The following is a 22818-nucleotide window of genomic DNA, read 5'->3' on the forward strand; positions in this document are numbered from 1 at the left end:
CGCCATGGAATTTGTGGAATTAGCGCCGCCAGACGGGGAAGAACCGCTCGCCATCGGCGTGCCGACGCCACCTCCGGGCCATGCTCGTAGCAGCCTCGATACCCAGAGTAGTCCAACTGACGCATTTCGTATAGATGTTGGACGAAAGGAGCAAATGCCATGGAGCCCGGAACCCTGTTCTATGACACCGCCACCGACCAGGTAGGCGAGTACCGGGACCAGTTGGGGCCGTACGCGATGCTGCGTCCCGTCGGCGGCGGCAGGGAGTGGCAGGCCGATCCGGCGGTGCTGCGACCGGCCACCGACAGGGAGCGGCTCAGTGCCGGCGTGCGCGCGGCGAACGACCGCAGTACGTGGTGCGTGCCGTCGAGCCCGGACGACCTGAGCCGGCCGCCCCGGCCCGTCCCCGGCTGCGCCGAGTGCGCGGATCTCGTCGGCAGCCGGGAGACCGCGCTGGTCGTGTACGACCACAGCGCGGCCACCGACGCGAACGTGCTGCTCCGGCAGCACCAGCGCGCGGAACACCAGCCTTGACGCCGCCCGATTACGCTGCACGTATGGCGAAGAAGCTCGTGATCAAGGTGACGGCCGGGGCGGACGCCCCGGAGCGGTGCTCGCAGGCGTTCACGGTGGCGGCGGTGGCCGTCGCCAGTGGCGTCGAGGTGTCGATGTGGCTGACCGGGGAGTCCGCGTGGTTCGCGCTGCCGGGGCGGGCCGCCGAGTTCGAACTGCCGCATGCCGCTCCGCTGCCCGACCTGGTCGACTCGATCCTGGCCGGCGGCACGCTCACGCTCTGTACGCAGTGCGCGGCCCGCCGGGACATCACGGAGAAGGACGTCATCGAGGGCGTACGGATCGCGGGTGCGCAGGTCTTCGTGCAGGAGGCGATGGCGGAGGGGACGCAGGCGCTCGTCTACTAGGGCAGGCCCCGGGACCGCGCCTCAGGGGCGCGGCGAGCCCGCGTCGTCGTACCGCCGGCGGGCCGCCTCGACGTGGTCGAGGTGGCCGGCGGACCAGTCGACGAGGTGGGCGAAGAGCGGAGCGAGGGTGGCGCCGAGCTCGCTGATCTCGTACTCGACACGTGGCGGCACCTCGGGGTGGTAGGTGCGCACGACCAGACCGTCGCGCTCCAGCCGGCGCAGCCGCTGGGTGAGCACCTTCGGCGTGATGCCCTTGATACGGCGCTCCAGCTGGACGAACCGCTGACGGCCGAAGGTGTGCAGGGACCACAGGATCGGCGTGGTCCACCGGCTGAACACGATGTCCACGACCGGGGAGACCGGGCACGCCAGCTCGGGGTCGGACAGGGCGTCGGGTGCCGCCCGTCGGGTCTCGGTCGTCATGAGCCGCACCCCTCTGAGGTAGTCACTTTCCTCTAGGTACCTACTATACCGGCGCTGTTAGCGTCGCCGTCGTCGCGGAAGACCACCGGAAAATACGGGAGCTGGACATGATCGTGGTGACGGGTGCGACCGGGAACGTGGGCCGGTCGCTGGTGGCGGCCCTGGCGCGGGCCGGGGAACGGGTGACGGCGGTGTCCCGGGGGATCGCTCCCGCGCGCCTGCCGGGCGGGGTCGTGCGGATACGGGCCGACCTGGCCGAACCGGAGAGTCTGCGGCCCGCGTTGGAGGGTGCCGAGGCGCTGTTCCTGCACGACGGCGGCACGGGCGGACACGGGTTCGACGCACGGGCCGTGCTGGCGGAGGCCCGGGACGCGGGGGTGGCGCGGGTGGTGCTGCTCTCCTCCCAGGGCGTGGTGACCAGGCCGGACTCCCCTTCGCACGGCGGGGCGATGCGGGCGCTGGAGGACGCGGTGCGCGAGTCGGGCCCGGCCTGGACGATCCTGCGGGCCGGCGGCTTCGCGTCCAACGCCTACGCCTGGGCGGAGTCGGTGCGCGCCGAGCGGACCGTGGCGGCGCCGTTCGGTGACGTCGGGCTCCCGGTGGTGGACCCCGCGGACATCGCGGAAGTCGCCGCGGTGGCGCTGCGCAAGGACGAACACACTGGCCGGATCTACGAGTTGAACGGACCGGCGGCCGTCACGCCCCGGCAGCAGGCCGAGGCCATCGGTGCGGCGCTCGGCGAGCCGGTCCGGTTCGTCGAGCTGACCCGGGCGGCGGCCTACGCGCGGATGACGGCGTTCATGCCGGAGCCGGTGGTGGAGACGACGCTGGCGGTCCTCGGCGAGCCCAACGCGGGCGAGCTGCGGCTCAGCCCGGACGTCGAGGGGGTGCTCGGCCGGCCGCCCAGGACCTTCGCCACGTGGGCCCAGCGCAACGCCGAGGCGTTCCGCTAGGCCGGGCGGCGTGCCGGGCCTCAGGGCCGGGGGCGTTTCTTCCCGTCCAGCTCGTCCCACCACTCGTCGGACTTGGGATCGCCGGAGGGATCGTCCCACCAGCGGTCGTCGGGTCCCCGGCGATTCGCGACCATCGCGGCGACGGGCGGGATGACCATGGCCACCACGCACATCCCCACGGCGGCGGGAACGGACCAGATGCGCACGACTCCCCAGGCCAGGACGAAGAGACCTATGCAGATCCCCATCATGACGAAGTAGACGCGACGTCGCCGGGCGAGCATGCATCCAGGGTAGGTCGGGTGGGCGGACACGGCGCAGGGGCCGCACCCGGGTCTTCGACCCCGGAGGTGCGGCCCCTGCGTCCAGCTGGTCAGACCGCGATCGCGACCTCGGCCAGGCCACCCTGCTGGGCGACGACCGTGCGGTCGGCGGTGGCGCCGGGGACGAGGGCGCGGACGGTCCAGGTGCCCTCCGCCGCGTAGAAGCGGAACTGTCCGGTGGCGGAGGTGGGAACCTCCGCGGTGAACTCGCCGGTCGAGTCGAGCAGGCGGACGTAGCCGACCACGGGCTCGCCGTCCTTCGTCACCTGCCCCTGGATCGTGGTCTCACCGGGCTTGATCGTCGAGGCGCCCGGGCCGCCGGCCTTCGCTCCACACATACGGAAACTCCAGAGGTCTTGAAAGGTCGGGGCTTACTTGCCGGCGCCGAGCTCGATCGGAACGCCGACGAGGCTGCCGTACTCGGTCCAGGAGCCGTCGTAGTTCTTGACGTTCTCGACACCGAGCAGCTCGTGCAGGACGAACCAGGTCAGCGCGGAGCGCTCACCGATACGGCAGTAGGCGATGGTGTCCTTGGCGAGGTCCACCTGCTCCTGGGCGTAGAGCTCCTTGAGCTCGTCGTCCGACTTGAAGGTGCCGTCGTCGTTGGCGTTCTTCGACCACGGGATGTTCCGGGCGGACGGGACGTGGCCCGGACGCTGGGACTGCTCCTGCGGCAGGTGGGCCGGGGCGAGCAGCTTGCCGGAGAACTCGTCGGGGGAACGGACGTCGACGAGGTTCTGCGTGCCGATGGCCGCCACGACGTCGTCGCGGAAGGCGCGGATCGCGGTGTTCTGCGGCTTGGCCGTGTAGGTGGTCTCGGTGCGCTCCGGGACCTCCTCGACCAGCTCGCGGGCGTCCAGCTCCCACTTCTTGCGGCCGCCGTCGAGGAGCTTGACGTTCTCGTGGCCGTAGAGCTTGAAGTACCAGTAGGCGTAGGACGCGAACCAGTTGTTGTTGCCGCCGTACAGGATCACCAGCGTGTCGTTGCCGATGCCCTTCGCCGACAGGAGCTTCTCGAAGCCCTCCTGGTCGATGAAGTCGCGGCGGACCGGGTCCTGCAGGTCCTTGGTCCAGTCGATGCGGATCGCGCCGCGGATGTGGTTCTTCTCGTAGGCGGACGTGTCCTCGTCCACCTCCACGATCGCGATGTCGGCGTTGTCCAGGTTGTCCTGGACCCAGTCGGCGTCGACCAGGACGTCGCTGCGGCTCATGCTCTTTCTCCTCCGGGGCAGGTGCGGCGGTGCGTGCGAGTGCGGGGGGTGCGCGTGGGCGCGCACGGATGCCCTCAGCGGGAGGGCAGGGGGGATGCGGAGGCAGCGGCCTCCACCGTCAGAAGGGGCGACAGAGCATGGCGGCGACGCGGCACAGGTCGACTGCCCGCCGCTTCGTGAGATCCGCCTGACGCTTCATGGGCTCGATCGTAGGGACGGATGACCGGGCATGTCACCGGCATGTCGCATGATGAGACGCGATCGTCCGGATTGTGGGACGAGATCCGGCTCGGCGGCATGCCGGGACCGCGGCCGCCCCGCCGCGCCCTTCACCACATCTGCGGTACGGACGCCCCTGTCTCGACAGATGGACGGTCCCCGGCCGCCGGACCGGCGGCCGCCGTGCCGCCTTCTACCCGGCGAGCCGGACGTTCGAACCCTTCACCCCGATCTCCACACCGTCCGGCGCCGCCTGCACCCTGTCCAGCTGGATGCCGCCGGGGAGCTGACTGATCGCCTGCTGGAAGTCGGAGGCCTGCCGGAACCGGTCCTCGACGAGGCTGACCCCGGCGAGCTTGGGCAGGTTGTCGGCGTGCACCTGCACGGTGTCGTCCTTGACGGCGACCGTGCTGAGGACGTTGACCTTCTGGTGGGCGCCCACCCCGGGGACGGTGACGTCGAGGGTGACCTTGATCTTGCCGTTGCCGCCGTCGGCGAGACCGACGACCTTGCCGGTGAAGCCGAGGCCGAGGTCGGTGGGCTGGGTGTCCACGTTCTTCAGCAGCTCGGCGTAGGAGATGAGCGCGGTACCGGTCGCGGTCCGCGCGGTGGCGGAGCTGTAGTCGCCGGTGAAGGTGACGCCCTTCATGTCGGCCTTCAGATCCTCGATACGGATCGTCTTGCCCGCGGTGCCGGTGGTGGCGTCGTAGTCCTTGATCCCGACCTCCACGTCCTCCAGCGTGCCGCCGGCGACCTGGGTGAGGAACGGGAAACCCTTGATGGAGACGTCGGGGTCGCTCGCTAGGTTCTCCGTCGTCTTCAGCTTGCCTGCGGCCTCCCCCTCGGCGAAGTGCACGGCGACGCGGTCGACGACCACGAAGAGCACGCCGAGGATGACGACGACGATCAAAAAGATACGCAGGGCTCGCATGGTGGTGGGGTCCCCCGGGTCGGCGTTCGGTAACGGCGGGTTCACGCTAACCCTGACCCGGGCGACAGCCGGGAATTTGTCGAACACCTGTGACAGGTTTGAACATCAGGATGCCCGGGGGCGCCGGTGAGCCGGCCGGGACTACCGGCCCAGCAGCCACACCACAGGTGCCGCGGCGGCCAGCGGCAGCGCCACACCCGCGGTGAAGTGGACGAACTTCGACGGGTAGTCGTAGCTCGCCACACGGTGACCGGCCAGCGCGCACGCCGCGGCACCCGCGCCGATCAGCGCGCCCTTGGTGCCCAGCCCGGTCATGTCGCCCACCGCGATGCCCGCTCCGGTCGCGGCCAGCACCGAGACGACCACCGAGGCCACCGTCGGCAGCGGCAGCGCCCGCGCCACCACGGCCACCGCGACCGCCGCCGCGCCCACCGCCGCCGCGTCCGGGTCCGCGCCCAGGAAGCCCGTCGCGATGATCGCCAGCGCGGAGGAGGCCACCGTGGCCATCAGGCCGTACATACGGGTGTCGGGGTCGGCGTGCGAGCGCAGCTGGAGGACGAGGGAGAGCAGGACCCAGATGCCCAGCGGGCCGAGGATCGCCGCCGGGGCCTGGTCCCGGCCCGCCACCAGGAGCGCGCCGTCCGCCGCCAGCGCGCCCAGGAAGGCGAGGGCGATGCCCTGCCGGGCCGGCCACATGCCGTTCAGCCGGAACCAGCCCGCCGCCGTCAGCGCCTGGAGGATCACCAGCGGGACCACCAGGGCGTACGAGGAGAGCGGGGCGGCCACCGCGAGGAGCAGGCCCAGCAGGCCCGTCAGCAGGGCCGGCTGCATCCCCGGCTCGATGATCGGCGAGCGGCCCTCCAGGCGGGCCCGCTGCGCGTCGGTGACGCGCGCGTTGCCGGCCAGGGTGGCCGGACCGTAGCCGGTCCCCGGTCCGGCGGGGCCGGGAGCCGGGGGCGGGGTGTGCGTCGGCTGCTGCGCCGGTGCCTGCGGTTGCTGGGCCGCCGCCTGCGGCTGCTGCTGGGCCGGTGCGTACGTCTGCGGGGGCATGTACGCCGTCTCCGCCGCCGGCACCTGCGGCTGTGCCGCCTGCACCGGCGGGTGCGTCTGGGTCTCCCAGGTCTGCCCCTGCCACTGCTGCGTGGCGTACTGCTGCTCCTCGTACCCCCACTGGGGCTGGGCGGGGGGCTGCTGCTGGTACGGGTCGTAGCCCTCGTACGGCTGGTTGCTCATCGGTCTCGCTCACCCTCCTGCGAACGGCGGGAGCACCTCGACCGTGCCGCCCTCGGCCAGCCGTACCGTCTCATGCCCCCGTGTCCCCACGGGGTCACCGTCGATGAGGAAGGAGCATCGCCGCAGGACCCGCGCGAGTTCACCGGGGTGTCGCGCACGCACCGCGTCCAGCGCCTCGGCGAGGGTGTCCGCGTCGTACGGCTCCTCGGCGATGCCGGCCGCGGCCTTCGCGGCCGCCCAGTAGCGCACCGTGACCTTGGGCATCAGCTTCCTCAAGAGACTCGATCGATCGGCTGTGTACGGGCTCAGGCTAGCCCGCCCGGGAGGCCGCCCAGTCGCCGATCCTGGCCAGCAGCCGGTCGTCGGCCGCGTGCTCGGCGTGGCCCATGCCGGGCTCCAGCCACAGGTCGGCCGTGTCACCGGCGGCGTCCGCGAGCATCCGGGGGTGGTCGACCGGGAAGTAGCCGTCGCTGTCGCCGTGCACGATCAGCAGCGGGGTGGGGGCGATCCTGGGCACCGCCTCCACCGGTGACAGCGGCACCGGGTTCCAGTCCCGGTGGTGGATACGGGTACGGAAGCCGTAGCGGCCGACCAGCCGGCCCGCCGGTCTGGTGACCAGCCAGTGGACGCGGCGCATGGGGGCGGTGCCCCGGTAGTACCAGCGGGCGGGCGACGACACCGAGACCACGGCGTCCACGCCAGGATGCAGCGCCGCGTGCCGCAGCACCACCGAGCCGCCCATCGAGAAGCCGACGGTCACCACCCGGGCGGCCCCGAAGCCCCGCGCCCAGCGCACCGCCGCCGCCAGGTCGAGGACCTCGCGGTCGCCGACCGTGGTGCGGCCGCCGGAGCGGCCGTGGCCCCGGAAGGAGAAGCTGACCACCGGGGCGTAATCCGTCAGGGCGGTCACCACCCGTCGTACATGCGGCCGGTCCACGTCGCCGGTGAAGCCGTGGGCCAGGACGAACACCAGGTCACGGGAGGGTGGCCGGGAGCCGTCGTATACGACCGAGGCGGGATCGTATACGGAATCAATGGAAATCCCGTCGTCCGTGCGCAGAAACGTCCGGATAGGAGTGCTTCTGCTCGTCTCACAGTTCGGACGAACGGCGGAACGTGCCACATGACCTGCCGGACCATTGCTCATGTGGGCTATTCTGCTGTGCAGAGGACTCGGGCAGCGCCGCCACCGGGTCCTTTTGTGCTTTCGGAACCTCTGTATACGAAGCGGGAAACTCCAGGTGACCGCGGACGTACGGGGCTCGGGAGCGCAGCGCAGTGCCCTTGCACACAGTCCTCGCAGGGACCGAGGAGGAACCAGTCTTATGAGTTCTCTGCTGCTCCTGACCAACGCCCTCCAGCCGTCTACAGAGGTGTTGCCGGCCCTCGGGCTGCTCCTGCACAACGTGCGGGTGGCTCCGGCCGAAGGCCCCGCCCTCGTCGACACCCCCGGTGCCGACGTCATCCTCATCGACGGCCGCCGCGACCTCCCCCAGGTCCGCAGCCTCTGTCAGCTGCTGCGGTCGACCGGCCCCGGCTGTCCGCTGATCCTGGTCGTCACCGAGGGCGGGCTCGCCGCCGTCACCGCCGACTGGGGCATCGACGACGTGCTCCTCGACACCGCCGGCCCGGCCGAGGTCGAGGCCCGGCTGCGCCTCGCCATGGGCCGCCAGCAGATCGTCAACGACGACTCCCCCATGGAGATCCGCAACGGCGACCTCTCGGTGGACGAGGCGACGTACAGCGCCAAGCTCAAGGGACGGGTCCTCGACCTCACCTTCAAGGAGTTCGAGCTGCTCAAGTACCTCGCCCAGCACCCCGGCCGGGTGTTCACTCGTGCACAGCTGCTCCAGGAGGTCTGGGGGTACGACTACTTCGGCGGCACCCGGACCGTCGACGTACACGTACGACGGCTGCGCGCCAAGCTCGGCGTGGAGCACGAGTCCTTGATCGGGACCGTCCGGAACGTCGGTTATCGATTCGTTACCCCGGAGAAGGGTGACCGGGGCGAGCGGGTCGGCGACGAGGCCAGGGCACGGGCGGAGGGTCCAAAGCCGGAGGATGCGGACGCTTCGGCGGCCCTGGACACGGCCGAGGTACCGGCGGAGGCGTAGTGGCCGTCCGGGGGCGGCTCGGCCGCCTTCCGGACAGGGCATTGCTCCCGCAAGCCAAGCTTCGATACGCCCTGCCCAGAGCGGGTCCATCCGCGTAGACTCCGCGCGTGGCCAAGGTGACTCGGGATGATGTGGCGCGGCTGGCGGGTACGTCCACCGCCGTTGTCAGTTATGTCATCAACAACGGACCCCGGCCGGTCGCACCGGCCACGCGCGAGCGTGTCCTCGCCGCGATCAAGGAGCTGGGGTACCGGCCCGACCGGGTCGCCCAGGCGATGGCGTCCCGGCGCACGGACCTCATAGGTCTGATCATCCCGGACGCCCGGCAGCCCTTCTTCGGCGAGATGGCGCACGCGGTGGAGCAGGCCGCGTCCGAGCGCGGAAAAATGGTCCTGGTCGGCAACACCGACTACGTCGCCGAGCGCGAGGTGCACTATCTGCGCGCGTTCCTCGGGATGCGGGTCTCGGGCCTCATCCTCGTCTCGCACGCGCTGAACGATCTGGCCGCCGCGGAGATAGACGCCTGGGACGCCCGGGTGGTGCTGCTGCACGAGCGGCCGGAGGCGATCGACGACGTGGCGGTGGTGACGGACGACCTGGGCGGCGCCCAGCTCGCCGTCCGGCACCTGCTGGAGCACGGCTACGAGTACGTGGCCTGCATGGGCGGCACCGCCGAGACCCCCGCCGTCGGCGACCCGGTCTCCGACCACGTCGAGGGCTGGAAGCGGGCCATGGCGGAGGCGGGCCTGACCACGGAGGGCCGGCTGTTCGAGGCGCCGTACAACAGGTACGACGCGTACCGGGTGGCCCTGGAGACGCTGGCCGGCCCCGACCGGCCGCCGGCCATCTTCTGCTCCACCGACGACCAGGCGATCGGCGTGCTGCGGGCGGCCCGAGAGCTGCGCATCGAGGTGCCGGGGGAGCTGGCGGTGGCCGGCTTCGACGACATCAAGGAGGCGGGGCTCGCGGATCCGCCGCTGACAACGATCGCATCGGACCGTCCGGCGATGGCTCGGGCGGCGGTGGACCTCGTCCTCGACGACGGGCTGCGGGTCGCGGGGTCGCGCCGGGAGCGGTTGAAGACGTTTCCCTCGCGGCTGGTGGTGCGGGGGTCCTGCGGCTGCGGGTAGTTCTTGGGCTGCGGCTGGGTGAGGGTTGCGCGCGCAGTTCCCCGCCCGCGCAGTTCCCCGCGCCCCTGGAAGCGGGGCGCTGCGGTGAGCGCCCCTGCAGGGGCGCGGGGAACCAGCACGGCAAGCCTCCGCCGGGCCGCACCCGAAGGAGGACCCACATGAACGCTCTCTGAGAGACTCGCCCGACCCGCGAGAAGGTTCCTTATATCGGGCAAACGCGCTTCTCGCGGCGTTCTCAGCGGGCCCTCAGCCGGCTCTCATGGTCGCGGGACAAGCTAAATGTCATGACCGAGAGCCTCCGCCGCAGTGGCGAGTACGAGAACCCCCAGGGTCCCCAGGGTGACGCCTACCAGGGCGCGTACCCCCGGCAGCAGCACGCCTCCGCCCCCGTGAACCCGGAGTGGCCGCCCCCGCCGGCCCACCAGCCGGCCCCGCAGGCCGCCCCCGAGCCGCAGACCGCGCGGTTCCCGGAGTACACGGCGGAGCACCCGGAGCACTCGGTCCACGCCGGGCAGAAGCGCACCCGGGGCCCGATAGCCCTCCTCGCCGCGGTCGCGATCGTCGCGGCGGCCGTCGGCGGCGGCACGGCGTACGCCTTCCAGGAGCTGACCGGCAAGAACGACACCGTCTCCTCCAGCGCCTCCACCAACGTGGTGCCCTCCAGCAAGAAGGGTGACGTCGCCACCATCGCCGCCGCCGTCAGCCCGAGCGTCGTCGAGATCACCGCCACCCTCAGCAACGGCACCTCCACCGGTTCCGGCGTCGTCATCAGCAGCAACGGCGAGATCGTCACCAACAACCACGTGATCTCCGGCGCCCAGTCGATCAAGGCGACGACCAGCACCGGCAAGTCCTACACCGCCGAGGTCGTCGGCACCGACAGCGCCAAGGACATCGCCCTCGTCAAGCTCCAGGGCGCTTCCGGGCTCAAGACCGCCGCCCTCGGCAACTCCGACGGCGTCCAGGTCGGCGACACGGTCGTCGCGATCGGCTCCCCCGAGGGCCTCAGCAACACCGTCACCAGCGGCATCGTCTCCGCGCTCGACCGGGACGTGACCGTCGCCACCGACGAGGGCCAGGGCCAGCAGAGCCAGGGCGGCGGCGACGGCCAGTGGCCGTTCTCCTTCGGCGGCCGGCAGTTCAACGGCGACACGGGCTCGTCCACGACGACCTACAAGGCGATCCAGACCGACGCCTCGCTGAACCCCGGCAACTCCGGCGGCGCGCTGATCGACGCCGGCGGCAACATCATCGGCATCAACTCGGCGATGTACTCGGCCAGTTCGGACTCCTCGTCGTCCTCCTCGGACGCGGGCAGCGTCGGCCTCGGCTTCGCCATCCCGATCAACACCGTCAAGTCCGACCTGGCCAAGCTGCGGGCGGGCTCCACCAGCTGAAGCACGGCACCACGAGCAGACCGAGCGCAAGGGAGTACGTCATGATCAAGCAGATTATGCACCTCACGAGCGGTGACGACCCGGCCGGCTTCGACCTCGCCCTCGAGGTGGCGTACGAACTCAACGCACCGGCCAGGGCCGCGGCGGTGACCATGGCGCCGCGCGCCCCGGAGGTCGTGCCGGCCCCGCAGCTGATGGGCCTGCGCACGTCCGCGGACCGCCCGCACCAGCGGAAGGTGCCGCTGAGCCGGATGACCCTGGTGCGCGGTTAGGGGCGTATCGCCCCACCGGCGTGCATACCCGACAGCCCGGAAACATGCGAGGCTGAGAGGCGCCCCACCCCACCCGGAACCACCACACCCCGAGGAACCGCGAGCGATGAGCCCCGCCGAAGGCGACCGTGACCCCCAGCGCATCCTGATCGTCGACGACGAGCCGGCCGTACGCGAGGCACTCCAGCGCAGCCTCGCCTTCGAGGGGTACGAGACCGAGGTCGCCGTCGACGGAGCGGACGCGCTGGACAAGGCCACGGCCTGCAAGCCGGACCTGATCGTCCTCGACATCCAGATGCCGCGGATGGACGGCATGACCGCCGCCCGCCGCATCCGCGGGGCCGGCGACAGGACCCCGATCCTGATGCTGACGGCCCGCGACACGGTCGGCGACCGGGTCACCGGCCTCGACGCCGGGGCGGACGACTACCTGGTCAAGCCCTTCGAACTCGACGAACTCTTCGCCCGTATCCGTGCTCTCCTGCGCCGCAGCTCCTACGCGGGCACGGTCGCCGAAGGCGGCCAGGAGGACGAGGCGCTCACCTTCGCCGACCTGCGCATGGACCTGGCGACTCGCGAGGTCACCCGGGCCGGACGGCAGGTGGAGCTGACCCGCACGGAGTTCACGCTCCTGGAGATGTTCATGGCCCACCCACGCCAGGTCCTCACCCGCGAGCAGATCCTCAAGGCCGTCTGGGGCTTCGACTTCGAGCCCTCCTCCAACTCCCTCGACGTCTACGTCATGTACCTCCGCCGCAAGACCGAGGCCGGCGGCGAGCCCCGCCTCGTCCACACCGTGCGCGGCGTCGGATACGTCCTGCGCCAGGGTGGCGCCGAGTGACCGGCCTCGCCCGCCGCTTCCGCAACCTCCCGATCCGCGCCCGCCTGTCGATGCTGGTCGCGGCGGCGGTGGCGTTCGCGGTGGCGGCGGTGTCGGTGACCTGCTGGTTCATCGTGCAGGGCAAGCTGTACGAGCAGTTGGAGAGCGATCTGCAGAAGCAGCAGCGCGGACCTGTGGTGTTCGACATCCTCAGCCACGCCCTCGCCGACTGCTCCCCCACCCCCCAGGACACGAACAGCTTCCGCACCAACTACGGCCAGGCGGTCACGACGAGTGGCAAGGTCTGTCTGCTGACCGGCTCGACGGGCGCGGTCGAGGTCACCCAGGGCGACAAGGACATCATCAAGTCCGGGGACACCAACACGCTCTACTTCCGCAACGGCACCGACGGGGCCGGAAACGCCGTACGCGTGATGACGCAGGTGTTCCCCACCGATACCGGGTCCTACGTCGGACTGATCGCCGCCGTTCCCCTGAAGAGCACCCAGGACACCCTCAAGGACCTCGCCCTGATCCTCCTTCTCGTCTCCGGTATCGGGGTCGTCGGTGCCGGAGCCGCGGGCCTGGCTGTCGCCCGCGCCGGTCTACGCCCCGTCGACGAACTCACCGAGGCCGTCGAACACGTCGCCCGTACCGAGGACCTGAGCATCCGCATCCCGGTGGAGGAGGAGTCGGACGACGAGATCGCCCGGCTGTCCCGGTCGTTCAACAGCATGACCACCTCCCTGGCGAGCTCCCGCGAACTCCAGCGGCAGCTCATCGCCGACGCCGGCCACGAACTGCGCACCCCCCTGACCTCCCTCCGCACGAACATAGAGCTCCTCACCCGCAGCGAGGAGACGGGCCGCCCGATCCCCCCGGCGGACCGCAGGGCGCTGCTGTCCTCGGTGAAGGCGCAGATGACGGAGCTGGCGTCGCTGATCGGCGATCTCCAGGAGCTGTCCCGCGCGGAGGGCCAGCGCGGCGAACGCGTGCAGGTGGTCGCCCTCCAGGACACGATCGAGGCGGCCCTGCGCCGCGCCCGTCTGCGCGGCCCGGAACTGAAGATCACGGCGGACGTCCGGCCGTGGTTCGTGCGCGCCGAACCCTCCGCGCTGGAGCGGGCGATCGTCAACATCCTCGACAACGCCGTGAAGTTCAGCCCCGAGGGCGGCACGATCGACGTCGTCCTCGACCACGGCGTCCTCACGGTCCGCGACCACGGCCCGGGCATCCCCGCGGACGAACTCCCCCACGTCTTCGACCGCTTCTGGCGCAGCCCGAGCGCACGCGCCCTGCCGGGCTCCGGCCTCGGCCTGTCCATCGTGGCCCGCACGGTCCAGCAGGCCGGCGGCGAGGTCACCCTGGCCCACGCGTCCGGCGGCGGCACGGTGGCGACCGTACGGCTGCCGGGAGCGTCCACGCCTCCGCCCGAGACCGCGTAGCCGCCTCCTGACCTGCCTGAAGACGCCGCATCGAGACGGCCTATCCTCTCCCCAGTCGCGCACCCGTCCGGTGCGTGCGGGGAGGGGTTCGGGCGTGGGCGAGGGTGAATTCGAGCGGGAGTACCGCAAGCGGCGAAGACCGCCGGGGGCGTATCTGCTCCTGCTCGGGGTGGTGCTGCTCAACGCGCTCTTCCAGGCCGGCCGTCCCTATGGCGAGGGCGGGTACCGGTGGGGGCCGCCGGTCATGATCGTGCTGATCATCGCGACCCTGGTGCGGGTCCTGCTGGAGCAGTACCGGGCGTACACCAGGGTCACCAGCGCCGGGATCACCGCGCGGCGGCCCCTGCGGACCCGCACCTGGGCCTGGTCCGAGGTGTACGACATCCGGGTCGAGCCACTCCCGCGGGGCTCCGGCCGGCAGGGTCCCCAGTGGTTCACCTACCTGTACGACTTCGACGGACGCCGCTTCCTGCTCCCGCACCTCGACGACTGGCAACTGCCCGACCCCTACGCCGAGGTCTCGGAGCTGTGCCTGACGGCGGACCCGGAGCGCAGCCTCAGCTGGGGACGGCGCCCGGACGTCGAGGAGCGGATCCGGCGCGGGGCCCTGCGCCGCAGGGCACGGCTGTGGGGCGGGTACGGAGCCGTCGCCATGATGGTGGTGATGTTCGTGGTCAGCCTGGCGCTGGTGTTCGCGGACCGGGCCGACCACCCCTTCCTGCTGATCGTGTGCGTGCCGGTGGTCTCGGGCGTCGCGCTGAGCGCCGTACTCCAGTGGTACTGGACCGTCCGACCGCGCAACTGACGTCACAGTGCATGGTCTTATCCTCTCCTCAGCCGCGCACCAGTTCGGTGCGGGCCCGGATGAGGGGGGCCTCGATGGGGGAGGCGACAGGCGTGGAGCGCGTGTACCGGAGACGCCGCAGGCTGCCGGGGCGGTACTTCCTGGTGGTGGGCGCGGTGATGGGGGGAGCGTTCCTACGGCTCTACACGGACGACACCGGGCTGCGCAGATGGGGCACGCTCGGGTTCGGGCTGCTGTTCCTGGTGATCCTCGTCATGGTCCCGCTGAACCAGTACCGGGCACACACCCGGATCACGGCCCAGGGCGTCACCGCGCAGTGGGCCCTGCGCGCGCGGACCTGGGCGTGGCGGGAGGTGTACGGCATCCGGGTCGAGCGCGTCCCGGGCGGCGGCTCCGGGGTGACGTATCCGGACTGGGTCGTCTTCCTGTACGACTTCGACGGCCGCCGGTTCCCGCTGCCGCAGCTCAACAACTGGCAGCTGGACGACCCGTACGCCGAGATCACCGACATCTGCCTGACCGCGGTCCCCTACCGCGGCTTCGACTGGGAGCTGCGTCCGGCCGTCGAGGAGCAGATCGTGCGGCGGATCGCCCGGCGCAAGACGTGGTCGGTGGTGGTGGGCCTGGCGGTGGCGGTGGCGATCGTGGTGGCCGTCGTCGCCGTCGTCACCCTCTGAACCACCGCGCGCCGCTACCACCTGAGGATCAGCGTCTCGTCGGGCACCGGCGCCGGGTGCCGCCGCGGTCGTCTCCGGGAGGGGACGGGCCAGGGCGGCGTAGGCGCCGCCCCGGGCGAGGAGTTCGGCGTGCGTGCCCGCCTCCACCAGGCGGCCGGCGTCGACGACCAGGACGCGGTCGGCGTCGGGGGCGAGGGTGAGGTCGTGCGTGATCACGATGGCCGTACGGCCCGCCATCAGCCTGCGCAGCGGGGCCACCACCTGGCGGGCGGCGATCGCGTCCAGGCCGGCCGTCGGCTCGTCGAGGACGAGGACCGGGGCGGCGCGCAGCATCGCGCGGGCGATGGCGATCCGCTGGAGCTGGCCGCCGGAGAGGGCGGCCGTGCCGGGGGCGATGCGGGTGTCGTAGCCCTCGGGGAGGGCGGCGACGAAGTCGTGGGCGGCGGCGGCGCGGGCCGCCTGCTCGATCTCCCCGTCCGTGGCGCCGGGGCGGCCGCACCCGATGTTCTCGCGGACGGTGCCGTTGAGGATCAGGGTCTGCTGCGGGAGCAGGGCCACGTTCTCGCGGAGGAACGCCAGGGGTATCTCCGCAAGCGGGACGCCGTCCAGGCGGATCACGCCGGCCGAGGGGTCGTAGAAACGGGTGAGGAGCTTGGAGAGGGTGGACTTGCCGGCGCCGCTCCTGCCGGTGACCAGGACCAGTTCGCCGGGTCCGGCCGCGAGGTCGATGTCGCGAAGGGAGGCGCGGCGGGCGCCCGGGTAGCAAAAGGAGACGCCGCGGAAGCTGCCCCAGCCGCGCACCGGCCAGGGGCCGGCCGGACGGACGGGGTCGGTGACGGCGGGCTCGGCGTCCAGGATCTCGCCGATGCGTTCCGCGCCCGCGGTGGCCGCGGTGAGGGTGAGGCCGAGCCGGCCGAGGCTGCGGACCGGCGGGTAGAGGTAGCCGAGGAAGGCGGCGAAGGCCAGCAATCGGCCGAGGGTCATACGGCCGGCGGAGATCTCCCAGACGCCCAGCCCGATGACGGCGAGGACGCACAGGGTCTCGACGACCTCGACGGACTGCGCGTACATCTCGCTGAGCCGGGCGCCGCGCACGCTCGCCCGCATCCAGGCGCGGGCCTCGGCGTCCAGGCGCTTCTCCTCGTCCCGGTGCCGGTTGTACGCCTGGGTGAGGACGATGTTGCCGAGGGACTCCTCGACCACGGAGGTGATCGCGCCGTCGGCGGTCCGCTCGTCCTTGGCGGCCTTCCCCATCCGGCCGGAGAAGCGGCGGGCCGCGAGCAGGAACAGGGGCGCGAGGACGAAGGTGACCAGGGCCAGGTCCCAGCGCAGCCAGCAGGCGGCGGCCGCGTAGAAGACGGCGGAGAACGCGGCGGCGACGGTGCCGACGGCCCCGGACACGACCATCTGCTCGATGGCCTCGACGTCACCGGTGAGGCGCTCCACCAGGTCGCCCCGGCGGTGCTCCTGGAAGAAGTGCGGGGGCAGGCCCTGGAGGTGCCGGAAGACCTTGGCGCGCAGCCGCAGGACGAATCTCCCGGCGGTCCAGGTGGCCAGCGAGTTGCCGAGGTAGCCGACGAACGCGCCGAGTGCGGCGACGCCGAGCCAGGCGCCGGCCGGTCCCCAGAAGGCGGACAGTGAACCGGCCGCCAGGGCGTTGTCGGTGAGGTCGGCGAAGAGCAGGATCGCGGCGGTCTCGGCGAGCGCGGCCACCACCACGCAGGCGATGATCGCGCCGAGCCACCCGCGGTCACCGCGGGTCAGCGGCCAGAAGCGGCGGAAGGCCACCCGGGCTTCTCTCATGGTCGACGACTCCCTTCTGTCATCCGTCCGGGCCCGGACATGGCCGAGGCGGGGCCTCCGGCACGACCGTGCTCAACCGGTGACCCCGCCTCGCCGCAGGCCTGTGAATTGCTTTTAATTACGCCTGTAAATTCTTTGTCAGCGATTGTCGCCGACGGGGCGACGCTTCGGTTCCGGCCTCTTCGGCGCGAGCTCCTTCGGGGCCGGAGCGGGCTTGTGGTGCTTCTTGACGGGGGCGATCCTGTGGAAGCTCATGGTGTTCTCCTTCGTTGTGCCGTCTGCGCCGTTCGCTTTCGACATGGAAAAGATTACGTGCCTCGCGGGCCGAAGAAAGCCATTTTCACTTAGACCTCAATGAATTACGGCTGAGATTAATTTTCAGCAGCAATGTGGAACCAAACACCGTCTCACACAGGTTTTACCGAACAGAACGGGCCCGGTGTGCGCGGGGTGCGCACACCGGGCCCGTAGGGATGCCGGGGGGTTACTGCACGATCGTGATCCGGTCCGTGGCCGGCGGCGCGAGCGGAGCCGCGGCCGAGGAGCCGGCCGTCAGGTAGTCCGCCAGGGCCGACAGGTCGTCGGTGCCGACGACGTCGCCGGTTCCCTGGCCGAGGGTGGTGAAGCCGTCGCCGCCGCCCGCGAGGAAGGAGTTGGTGGCGACGCGGTAGGTGGCCGCCGGGTCGATGGCGGTGCCGTTCAGCTTCACGGAGCCGGTGACCACACGGTCCGCGCCCGTCTTCGTCAGGTCCAGGGTGTAGGTGAGGCCCTTCGACGGCAGCAGGATCTTCGGCGCGGCCGCGTTGCCGCCGCTCACCTGCTCCTTGAGCACCTGGATGACCTGCGCCCCGGTGAAGTCCTGGAGGTTGACGGTGTTGGCGAACGGCTGGACCGTGAAGCCCTCGGCGTAGGTCACCACGCCGTCGCCCTCGGTCCCCTTGGCCGCGTAGGTCAGTCCGGCCCGCACCCCGCCCGGGTTCATCAGCGCCAGATCCGTCTCCGGGTCCAGCTTCCTGCCGTACGCCAGTTGCGCGTCGGCGATCAGGTCGCCCATCGGGGACTCGGTGCCGGTGCTGTTGACGTCGGCGGAGATGTAGCCGATGGCGCGGTTGCCGATCGGGGCGGCGAGGGTGTTCCACTTCCCGATCAGCGCGGTCATGTCGGGCGCCTTGGCGACGTCCCGGGTGACCACGTGGTTGGCCGACTTCACGGCCGTGCGCGCGATGTCGCCGGTACGGCGGTCGTAGGTCAGCGTGGTGTCGGTGTAGAGGCGCCCGAAGGAGGCGGCGGACGTGACCATGCGGGGGTTGCCCGCCGGGTCGTCGACCGTACAGACGTACGCGGTGTGGGTGTGGCCGGTGACCAGCGCGTCCACGGCCGGCGACACGTTCTTCGCGATGTCGACGATCGGGCCGGAGATGCCGCTGCCGGCGCCCGGCGCGTCACAGTCGTAGTTGTAGCTGGACGAAGCCGGGAAACCGCCCTCGTGCACCAGTGCCACGATCGACTGGACGCCCTGGCGCTGGAGCACCTTGGCGTACTTGTTGATCGTCTCGACCTCGTCCTTGAAGGCCAGCCCCTTGACACCGTCGGCGGAGACGATGCCCGGCGTGCCCTCCAGGGTGACGCCGATGAAGCCGATCCTGACGTCCTTCTTCTTCCAGACCCAGTACGGCTTCAGGATCGGCTTGTCCGTCCTGTCGTCGAGGACGTTGGCGGCCAGATAGGGGAAGTCGGCGCCCTTGAACCTCTTGTCCGTGTAGCAGCCGTCGGTGGGGTGGCAGCCGCCGTTCTGCAGCCGCGCGAGTTCCCTGGCGCCCTCGTCGAACTCGTGGTTGCCGACCGTCGTCACGTCCAGGTCGAGCTTGTTGAGCGCCTCGATGGTGGGCTCGTCGTGGAAGAGCCCGGAGATCAGCGGGGAGGCGCCGACCATGTCGCCGCCGGCGGCCGTGACCGAGTACGGGTTGCCCTTGCGGGCCTCGCGCAGGTGCGTGGCGAGGTACTCCACACCGCCCGCGTCGATCGTCTTCGTCGTCCCGTCGGCCTGGGTCTCGGTCACCCGGCCCGACGAACCCGACGGCGGTTCCAGGTTGCCGTGCAGGTCGTTGAAGGAGAGCAGTTGGACGTCCTGGTAGCGGCTGGGGCCGTGGTGCCCGTGTCCCTTGCCGGAGTGCGCGTCGGCGGGCAGCGCGCTCGCCAGGGCTGCGACGGTGGCGAGCCCGGCGGCCGACGCGAGCAGCGCGTACGTACGCCCTCTGGACGGTCTGGACTTCGCTTGCATGGAACCCCCCTGTGGGTCTGCTGAGAAGTGGCCCGGTCCGGCGCAGCCTAGGGTCAACGCGCGTAGCACAACAGGGGGTTCATGGTTACATCTTGATTGCCGGTTGCCCTGCCCTTTACCCTCCCCGGTGTCGCCACTTTGCCGGTCCGGCCCCGTACCCTCGTACGCATGACCAGCGACGACACCGCACGGCCGCCCATGCACTCCCGTTCCATCGACACCTACTCCGCGCTCACCCCGGACCAGGCCGAGGCCGTGCTGGGGCTGCTGGCGGAGGCGGCCCGGTCCGACGGCCAGCAGCCGGTGTCCGAGCAGGGCCGTATCCAGATCCGCGGCGGCGCCCGCGAGGGCGTCTCCCATCTGCTGCTGACCGTCGGCGGCGAACTCGTCGGCTACGCCCAACTGGAGGACACCGACCCGGTGGAGGCGCCGGCCGCGGAACTCGTCGTCCATCCCGCCCACCGGGGCCACGGCCACGGCCGCGCGCTCGGCTCCGCCCTCCTCGCGGCCTCCGGCAAGCGGCTGCGCGTGTGGGCCCACGGCGGCCACTCGGCGGCCCGCCATCTCGCCCAGGTGCTCGGCCTCACCCTGTTCCGCGAACTGCGTCAGATGCGACGCCCGCTGACCGGCCTTGACCTGCCCGACCCGAAGCTCCCCGAGGGCGTGACGGTCCGGACGTTCGTGCCCGGCCAGGACGACAGCGCCTGGCTCGCCCTGAACGCGGCCGCCTTCGCCCACCACCCCGAACAGGGCTCACTCACCCAGCGCGACCTGGACGACCGCAGGTCCCAGCCCTGGTTCGACCCGGCGGGCTTCTTCCTGGCGGAGCGGGACGGCGAGCTGCTCGGCTTCCACTGGACGAAGGTCCACGACCGGGAACTCCTGGGCGAGGTCTACGTCCTCGGCGTCTCGCCCACCGCGCAGGGCGGCGGACTCGGCAAGTCCCTCACCACGATCGGCCTGCGCCACCTCGCGGACCGGGGCCTGCCGACGGCGATGCTCTACGTCGACGCCGACAACACGGCCGCGGTGGCGGTGTACGAACGCCTCGGCTTCACCACCCACGAGACGGACCTGATGTACCGCACGGAGACGTGAGGACCGTCGGCCGGTGGGGAGGGATCGCCGCCGTCGTGGCTCCGCCGTCAGCCGTTCCCGCAGTCGTCCTCGCCCTGCGGGACCGGCACGCCCAGCAGCCGGGCCGCCTCCGCCGCGGTCGTCCGTGACGAGGTCAGCTCGGCCCAGTGGGCCTTCACCCGGGCCGCGATCGTGTCGTGCGGGTCGCGGAACAGGCTCCGTACGACCTCGGTGACCTGCGCCGAGACGCCCATGCTGCCGCCGTCCGGGGTGAGGACCGCCGCCGGGCCGGTAAGACTGTCGTCGATGCGGAGCCGGCGGAAGGTGGCCTCCGGGGTGGCGTCGGCGGCGAGGGCCAGCCACATCGTCGTGACCCCGCGGGCGTCGCACAGGTCGAGGGCCGCCGCCTCGTCGCCCGTCACCAGGACCCGGGCGACACCGACGGCGAACTCGGGGACCCGGTTGCCGCCCCACTGGGTGCCGACGGTGACCGTGTCCCGGGCCGAACCGGTCGTCAGGGCGCCGTCCGTGGTCAGGTCGGTGATCTCCTGGATGCGCTGGCGGACGGTGAGCCGGGCCGTGGCCGCCGCGCCGCCCGCCTCGGCCCGCACCCGGCGCTCCACCCTCGCCCAGTCGGCCGTCCAGCCGGCCCAGTCCGGGTAGGCGCAGTACCGGGACATCTCGCGCCGCACGCAGGTCTGGTACTTCGCCGGGTGCTCCGCCTCCGCCTTGCGGGTGGCCTGGAGCGAGGCGGACGGGCCCGGCGTCTGGCCGTTCACGCCGAGGACCGTCGCGGCCAGGGCCGCGGCCGTCACCACCTGGAGCACCCGGGCCCGGCCGCCCGCGACGAGTGCCGCGACGCCGGCCGCCAGCACCGTCAGCCCCGCGAGGTACACCGCGTGCCAGCCCGCGGGGCGGCCGAGCAGCTCGCCCGGGACCGGGGTGGCGCCGCTCTCCCCCACCGTCGGCCAGAGCCACTGCACGCCGTGCACACCGCCGGTGACGCCGCCGACGAGGGTGAGGACGACCGCCAGGGTGAACACGAACAGCACCGGGGTCGCCGCGTACGGCAGCACCCGGGCCAGCAGGACGCCGACCGCCCCGGAGAGCAGGACCGTCAGCGGGGCGACGGCGAGTTCGGCGAGCGAGCCGTGGCCGGCCGCGCCCGGCCGCAGTGCCGCCCAGCCGAACTGGACGCCCACCACCAGGCCCACGCCGGCGGCGAACGGCACCACCGACAGGGCGTGCGCCAGCGTGCGCCGCGGCGGCGACATGACCAGTACCGAGAGCTGCTCCTCCAGCCCGCGCCGCCGGTCCAGCAGGACGGCCCGGTGCACGCACGCCAGCAGGGCGACGCAGAGCAGCATCGGACCGCCCTGGGTGGCGCGGTCGGCGTCGTGCAGGACCGGGTACGCGTCCATGCCCTCGTCGCGGCCGAGCAACTGGTGGCCGACGTAGACGAGGTACACCAGTCCGAGCACCACCACCGGTATCTGCAGGGCCAGTTGACGGGCCTCGAAGACCGCGAGGGACAGTACGGACGCGGTCCGGCGGCCGGTCGCGCGCGCTTCCGGCACGGCCGCCTCCAGCTGGGTCGTCGTCATGCCGCCGCCACCTCCGTGGACTCGTCGTCGAGGACCAGCAGGTAACCGTCCTCCAGGGTCGGTTCGAGCAGGTCCGCGCCGGCCGGGGGGTCACCCACGTTGCGGTAGGTGCCGGTGCCGGTGCGCCAGGCCGCCCGGGCGCCGGCGGCGCGTTCCGCGCTGCTCCACACCCGGCCCGCCGCCCGCGCCGTCAGCCCGGCGGGGGTGCCGTCGAAGCGCACCCGGCCGCCCGCCAGGACGATCACGTGGTGGCAGAGCATGGCCACGTCCTCGGTCTGGTGGGTGGAGAGCAGCACCGTGCGGCCCTCCCCCGCCTCCGCGACCAACTCCCTGAACCGCATCCGCTGTTCGGGGTCGAGGTGGACGGTCGGTTCGTCCAGGACCAGGAAGGCGGGGTCGCCGACGAGGGCCGCGGCCAGGGCGACCCGTTGCCGCATCCCGCCGGACAGCCGCTTGATGCGGTGGCCGCGTACGTCGGCGAGCCCGACCTGGTCCAGGACGCGCCGCACCTCGCGATGGCGTTCGGCCCGGCCGGTCAGCTCCTTGAGGACGGCCACGTAGTCGACGAACTCGAAGGCCGTGAAGTCCGGGTGGAAACCGGGGGTCTGCGGGAGGTAGCCGAGCGTGCGGCGGACGGCGAGCCGGGCGGCCGGGGCCGACGGGTCCTCGCCGCGGACCGTGAAGCCGCCGTCGTCCGGCGGTACCGCCGTGGCCAGGACCCTCAGCAGGGTCGTCTTTCCGGCGCCGTTCGGGCCCAGCAGACCCGTCACGCCATCGGTCAGACACAGCGAGACGCGGTCCAGGACCCGGGTGCCGCCGTACCGCACGGTAAGGCCTGCGGCCGAGACAGTGGTGTTCACGAAGAGGCTCCAACAATCAGGATCAACAGGTCGAGAGGACGGTGGGCCGGTGGGCCGGAGGCCCGAAGGCCGGTGGCCCGGAAGGCCGGTGGCCCGGAAGGCCCGGAGGCCCGGAAGGCCGGTGGCCCGGAAGGCCCGGAGGCCCGGTGGCCCGAAGGCCCGGGAGGCCGGTGGCCCGGAGGCCCGAAGGCCCGGGAGGCCGGTGGCCCGGAAGGCCGGTGGGCCGGAAGGCCGGTGGGCCGGAAGGCCGGTGGGCCGGAAGGCCGGTGGGCCGGAAGGCCGGTGGGCCGGAAGGCCGGTGGGCCGGAAGGCCGGTGGGC

23 protein-coding genes and 1 pseudogene are annotated in these 22818 nt (G+C 71.8%); 11 read left to right on the forward strand and 13 right to left on the reverse strand.

The genetic code is table 11. From position 1 onward, the window contains the following. Nucleotides 1-159: 159 nt before the first annotated feature. Nucleotides 160-534 carry a hypothetical protein gene (locus ACFXI4_RS02060; protein ID WP_362713546.1) on the forward strand — a complete coding sequence of 125 codons (375 nt, stop codon included), beginning with the start codon at nucleotides 160-162 and terminating at the stop codon, nucleotides 532-534. A 23-nt stretch (nucleotides 535-557) separates the two neighbouring features. After that, a complete protein-coding gene (locus ACFXI4_RS02065; protein ID WP_046732507.1) occupies nucleotides 558-920 on the forward strand; it encodes a DsrE family protein in 363 nt (120 codons plus the stop codon). Between the two features lie 21 nt (nucleotides 921-941). On the opposite strand, the gene ACFXI4_RS02070 is transcribed toward ACFXI4_RS02065, so the two are convergent. Further along, nucleotides 942-1343: a helix-turn-helix domain-containing protein gene (locus ACFXI4_RS02070; RefSeq protein WP_362713548.1), complete on the reverse strand. Its 402-nt coding sequence runs from the start codon at nucleotides 1341-1343 to the stop codon at nucleotides 942-944. A 107-nt stretch (nucleotides 1344-1450) separates the two neighbouring features. Here ACFXI4_RS02070 and ACFXI4_RS02075 point away from each other — a divergent pair, with 107 nt between their 5' ends. Then, complete coding sequence (locus tag ACFXI4_RS02075; protein WP_384987302.1) at nucleotides 1451-2296, forward strand: NAD(P)H-binding protein; 846 nt, start codon at nucleotides 1451-1453, stop codon at nucleotides 2294-2296. A gap of 20 nt (nucleotides 2297-2316) precedes the next feature. Here ACFXI4_RS02075 and ACFXI4_RS02080 read toward each other — a convergent pair whose 3' ends face one another. From ACFXI4_RS02080 to ACFXI4_RS02115, 8 genes are all read right to left on the reverse strand, one after another. Further along, nucleotides 2317-2580: a DUF3099 domain-containing protein gene (locus ACFXI4_RS02080; RefSeq protein WP_351708939.1), complete on the reverse strand. Its 264-nt coding sequence runs from the start codon at nucleotides 2578-2580 to the stop codon at nucleotides 2317-2319. An 89-nt stretch (nucleotides 2581-2669) separates the two neighbouring features. Continuing rightward, nucleotides 2670-2957, reverse strand: coding sequence for a DUF1416 domain-containing protein (locus ACFXI4_RS02085; RefSeq protein ID WP_384987304.1), 288 nt, complete (start codon nucleotides 2955-2957; stop codon nucleotides 2670-2672). A 33-nt stretch (nucleotides 2958-2990) separates the two neighbouring features. Next, nucleotides 2991-3830: a sulfurtransferase gene (locus ACFXI4_RS02090; protein WP_362723978.1), complete on the reverse strand. Its 840-nt coding sequence runs from the start codon at nucleotides 3828-3830 to the stop codon at nucleotides 2991-2993. A gap of 118 nt (nucleotides 3831-3948) precedes the next feature. Further along, the gene (locus ACFXI4_RS02095) at nucleotides 3949-4029 is read right to left on the reverse strand and encodes an Ms5788A family Cys-rich leader peptide (protein WP_350751515.1); all 81 of its coding nucleotides are present in this window, start codon (nucleotides 4027-4029) and stop codon (nucleotides 3949-3951) included. A gap of 213 nt (nucleotides 4030-4242) precedes the next feature. After that, on the reverse strand, nucleotides 4243-4980 hold the full coding sequence (locus tag ACFXI4_RS02100; protein WP_384987306.1) for a DUF2993 domain-containing protein: 738 nt from the start codon (nucleotides 4978-4980) through the stop codon (nucleotides 4243-4245). 141 nt (nucleotides 4981-5121) lie between these two features. Continuing rightward, nucleotides 5122-6213, reverse strand: a complete 1092-nt coding sequence (locus tag ACFXI4_RS02105; RefSeq protein WP_384987308.1) for a hypothetical protein — start codon at nucleotides 6211-6213, stop codon at nucleotides 5122-5124. 9 nt (nucleotides 6214-6222) lie between these two features. Beyond that, nucleotides 6223-6477 carry a MoaD/ThiS family protein gene (locus tag ACFXI4_RS02110; RefSeq protein WP_384987310.1) on the reverse strand — a complete coding sequence of 85 codons (255 nt, stop codon included), beginning with the start codon at nucleotides 6475-6477 and terminating at the stop codon, nucleotides 6223-6225. A gap of 46 nt (nucleotides 6478-6523) precedes the next feature. Beyond that, nucleotides 6524-7360 carry an alpha/beta hydrolase gene (locus ACFXI4_RS02115; RefSeq protein ID WP_384987312.1) on the reverse strand — a complete coding sequence of 279 codons (837 nt, stop codon included), beginning with the start codon at nucleotides 7358-7360 and terminating at the stop codon, nucleotides 6524-6526. A gap of 178 nt (nucleotides 7361-7538) precedes the next feature. Between ACFXI4_RS02115 and ACFXI4_RS02120 the strand changes: the two genes are divergently transcribed. From ACFXI4_RS02120 to ACFXI4_RS02150, 7 genes are all read left to right on the forward strand, one after another. Next, the gene (locus tag ACFXI4_RS02120) at nucleotides 7539-8327 is read left to right on the forward strand and encodes a response regulator transcription factor (protein WP_362723964.1); all 789 of its coding nucleotides are present in this window, start codon (nucleotides 7539-7541) and stop codon (nucleotides 8325-8327) included. Between the two features lie 107 nt (nucleotides 8328-8434). Beyond that, entirely contained in the window at nucleotides 8435-9457 is a 1023-nt protein-coding gene (locus ACFXI4_RS02125) for a LacI family DNA-binding transcriptional regulator (RefSeq protein WP_384987314.1), read from the forward strand. Nucleotides 9458-9741: 284 nt separating this feature from the next. After that, on the forward strand, nucleotides 9742-10854 hold the full coding sequence (locus ACFXI4_RS02130; protein WP_384987316.1) for a S1C family serine protease: 1113 nt from the start codon (nucleotides 9742-9744) through the stop codon (nucleotides 10852-10854). A 41-nt stretch (nucleotides 10855-10895) separates the two neighbouring features. Then, nucleotides 10896-11126, forward strand: a complete 231-nt coding sequence (locus ACFXI4_RS02135; protein ID WP_384987318.1) for a hypothetical protein — start codon at nucleotides 10896-10898, stop codon at nucleotides 11124-11126. Between the two features lie 106 nt (nucleotides 11127-11232). Continuing rightward, entirely contained in the window at nucleotides 11233-11967 is a 735-nt protein-coding gene (locus ACFXI4_RS02140) for a response regulator transcription factor (protein WP_362727279.1), read from the forward strand. Next, complete coding sequence (locus ACFXI4_RS02145; RefSeq protein ID WP_384987320.1) at nucleotides 11964-13391, forward strand: sensor histidine kinase; 1428 nt, start codon at nucleotides 11964-11966, stop codon at nucleotides 13389-13391. Before ACFXI4_RS02140 ends, ACFXI4_RS02145 begins: the two co-directional genes overlap by 4 nt. A gap of 94 nt (nucleotides 13392-13485) precedes the next feature. Beyond that, nucleotides 13486-14196 carry a PH domain-containing protein gene (locus ACFXI4_RS02150; protein ID WP_384987322.1) on the forward strand — a complete coding sequence of 237 codons (711 nt, stop codon included), beginning with the start codon at nucleotides 13486-13488 and terminating at the stop codon, nucleotides 14194-14196. Between the two features lie 746 nt (nucleotides 14197-14942). Here ACFXI4_RS02150 and ACFXI4_RS02155 read toward each other — a convergent pair. Then, nucleotides 14943-16676 (reverse strand): annotated as a pseudogene (locus tag ACFXI4_RS02155) (ABC transporter ATP-binding protein); the annotation flags it as partial. A gap of 484 nt (nucleotides 16677-17160) precedes the next feature. After that, complete coding sequence (locus ACFXI4_RS02160) at nucleotides 17161-18957, reverse strand: bifunctional metallophosphatase/5'-nucleotidase (protein WP_384987324.1); 1797 nt, start codon at nucleotides 18955-18957, stop codon at nucleotides 17161-17163. 168 nt (nucleotides 18958-19125) lie between these two features. Here ACFXI4_RS02160 and mshD point away from each other — a divergent pair, with 168 nt between their 5' ends. Next, a complete protein-coding gene (mshD, locus tag ACFXI4_RS02165) occupies nucleotides 19126-20055 on the forward strand; it encodes a mycothiol synthase (protein WP_384987326.1) in 930 nt (309 codons plus the stop codon). 47 nt (nucleotides 20056-20102) lie between these two features. Here mshD and ACFXI4_RS02170 read toward each other — a convergent pair whose 3' ends face one another. Next, nucleotides 20103-21638 (reverse strand): ABC transporter permease, encoded by a 1536-nt coding sequence (locus tag ACFXI4_RS02170; protein WP_384987328.1) that lies wholly within the window; start codon nucleotides 21636-21638, stop codon nucleotides 20103-20105. Next, nucleotides 21635-22498, reverse strand: a complete 864-nt coding sequence (locus ACFXI4_RS02175; RefSeq protein WP_384987330.1) for an ABC transporter ATP-binding protein — start codon at nucleotides 22496-22498, stop codon at nucleotides 21635-21637. Before ACFXI4_RS02175 ends, ACFXI4_RS02170 begins: the two co-directional genes overlap by 4 nt. Nucleotides 22499-22818: the final 320 nt, after the last annotated feature.

The organism is Streptomyces sp. NPDC059224 (genome assembly GCF_042754285.1).
Classification (GTDB): domain Bacteria; phylum Actinomycetota; class Actinomycetes; order Streptomycetales; family Streptomycetaceae; genus Streptomyces.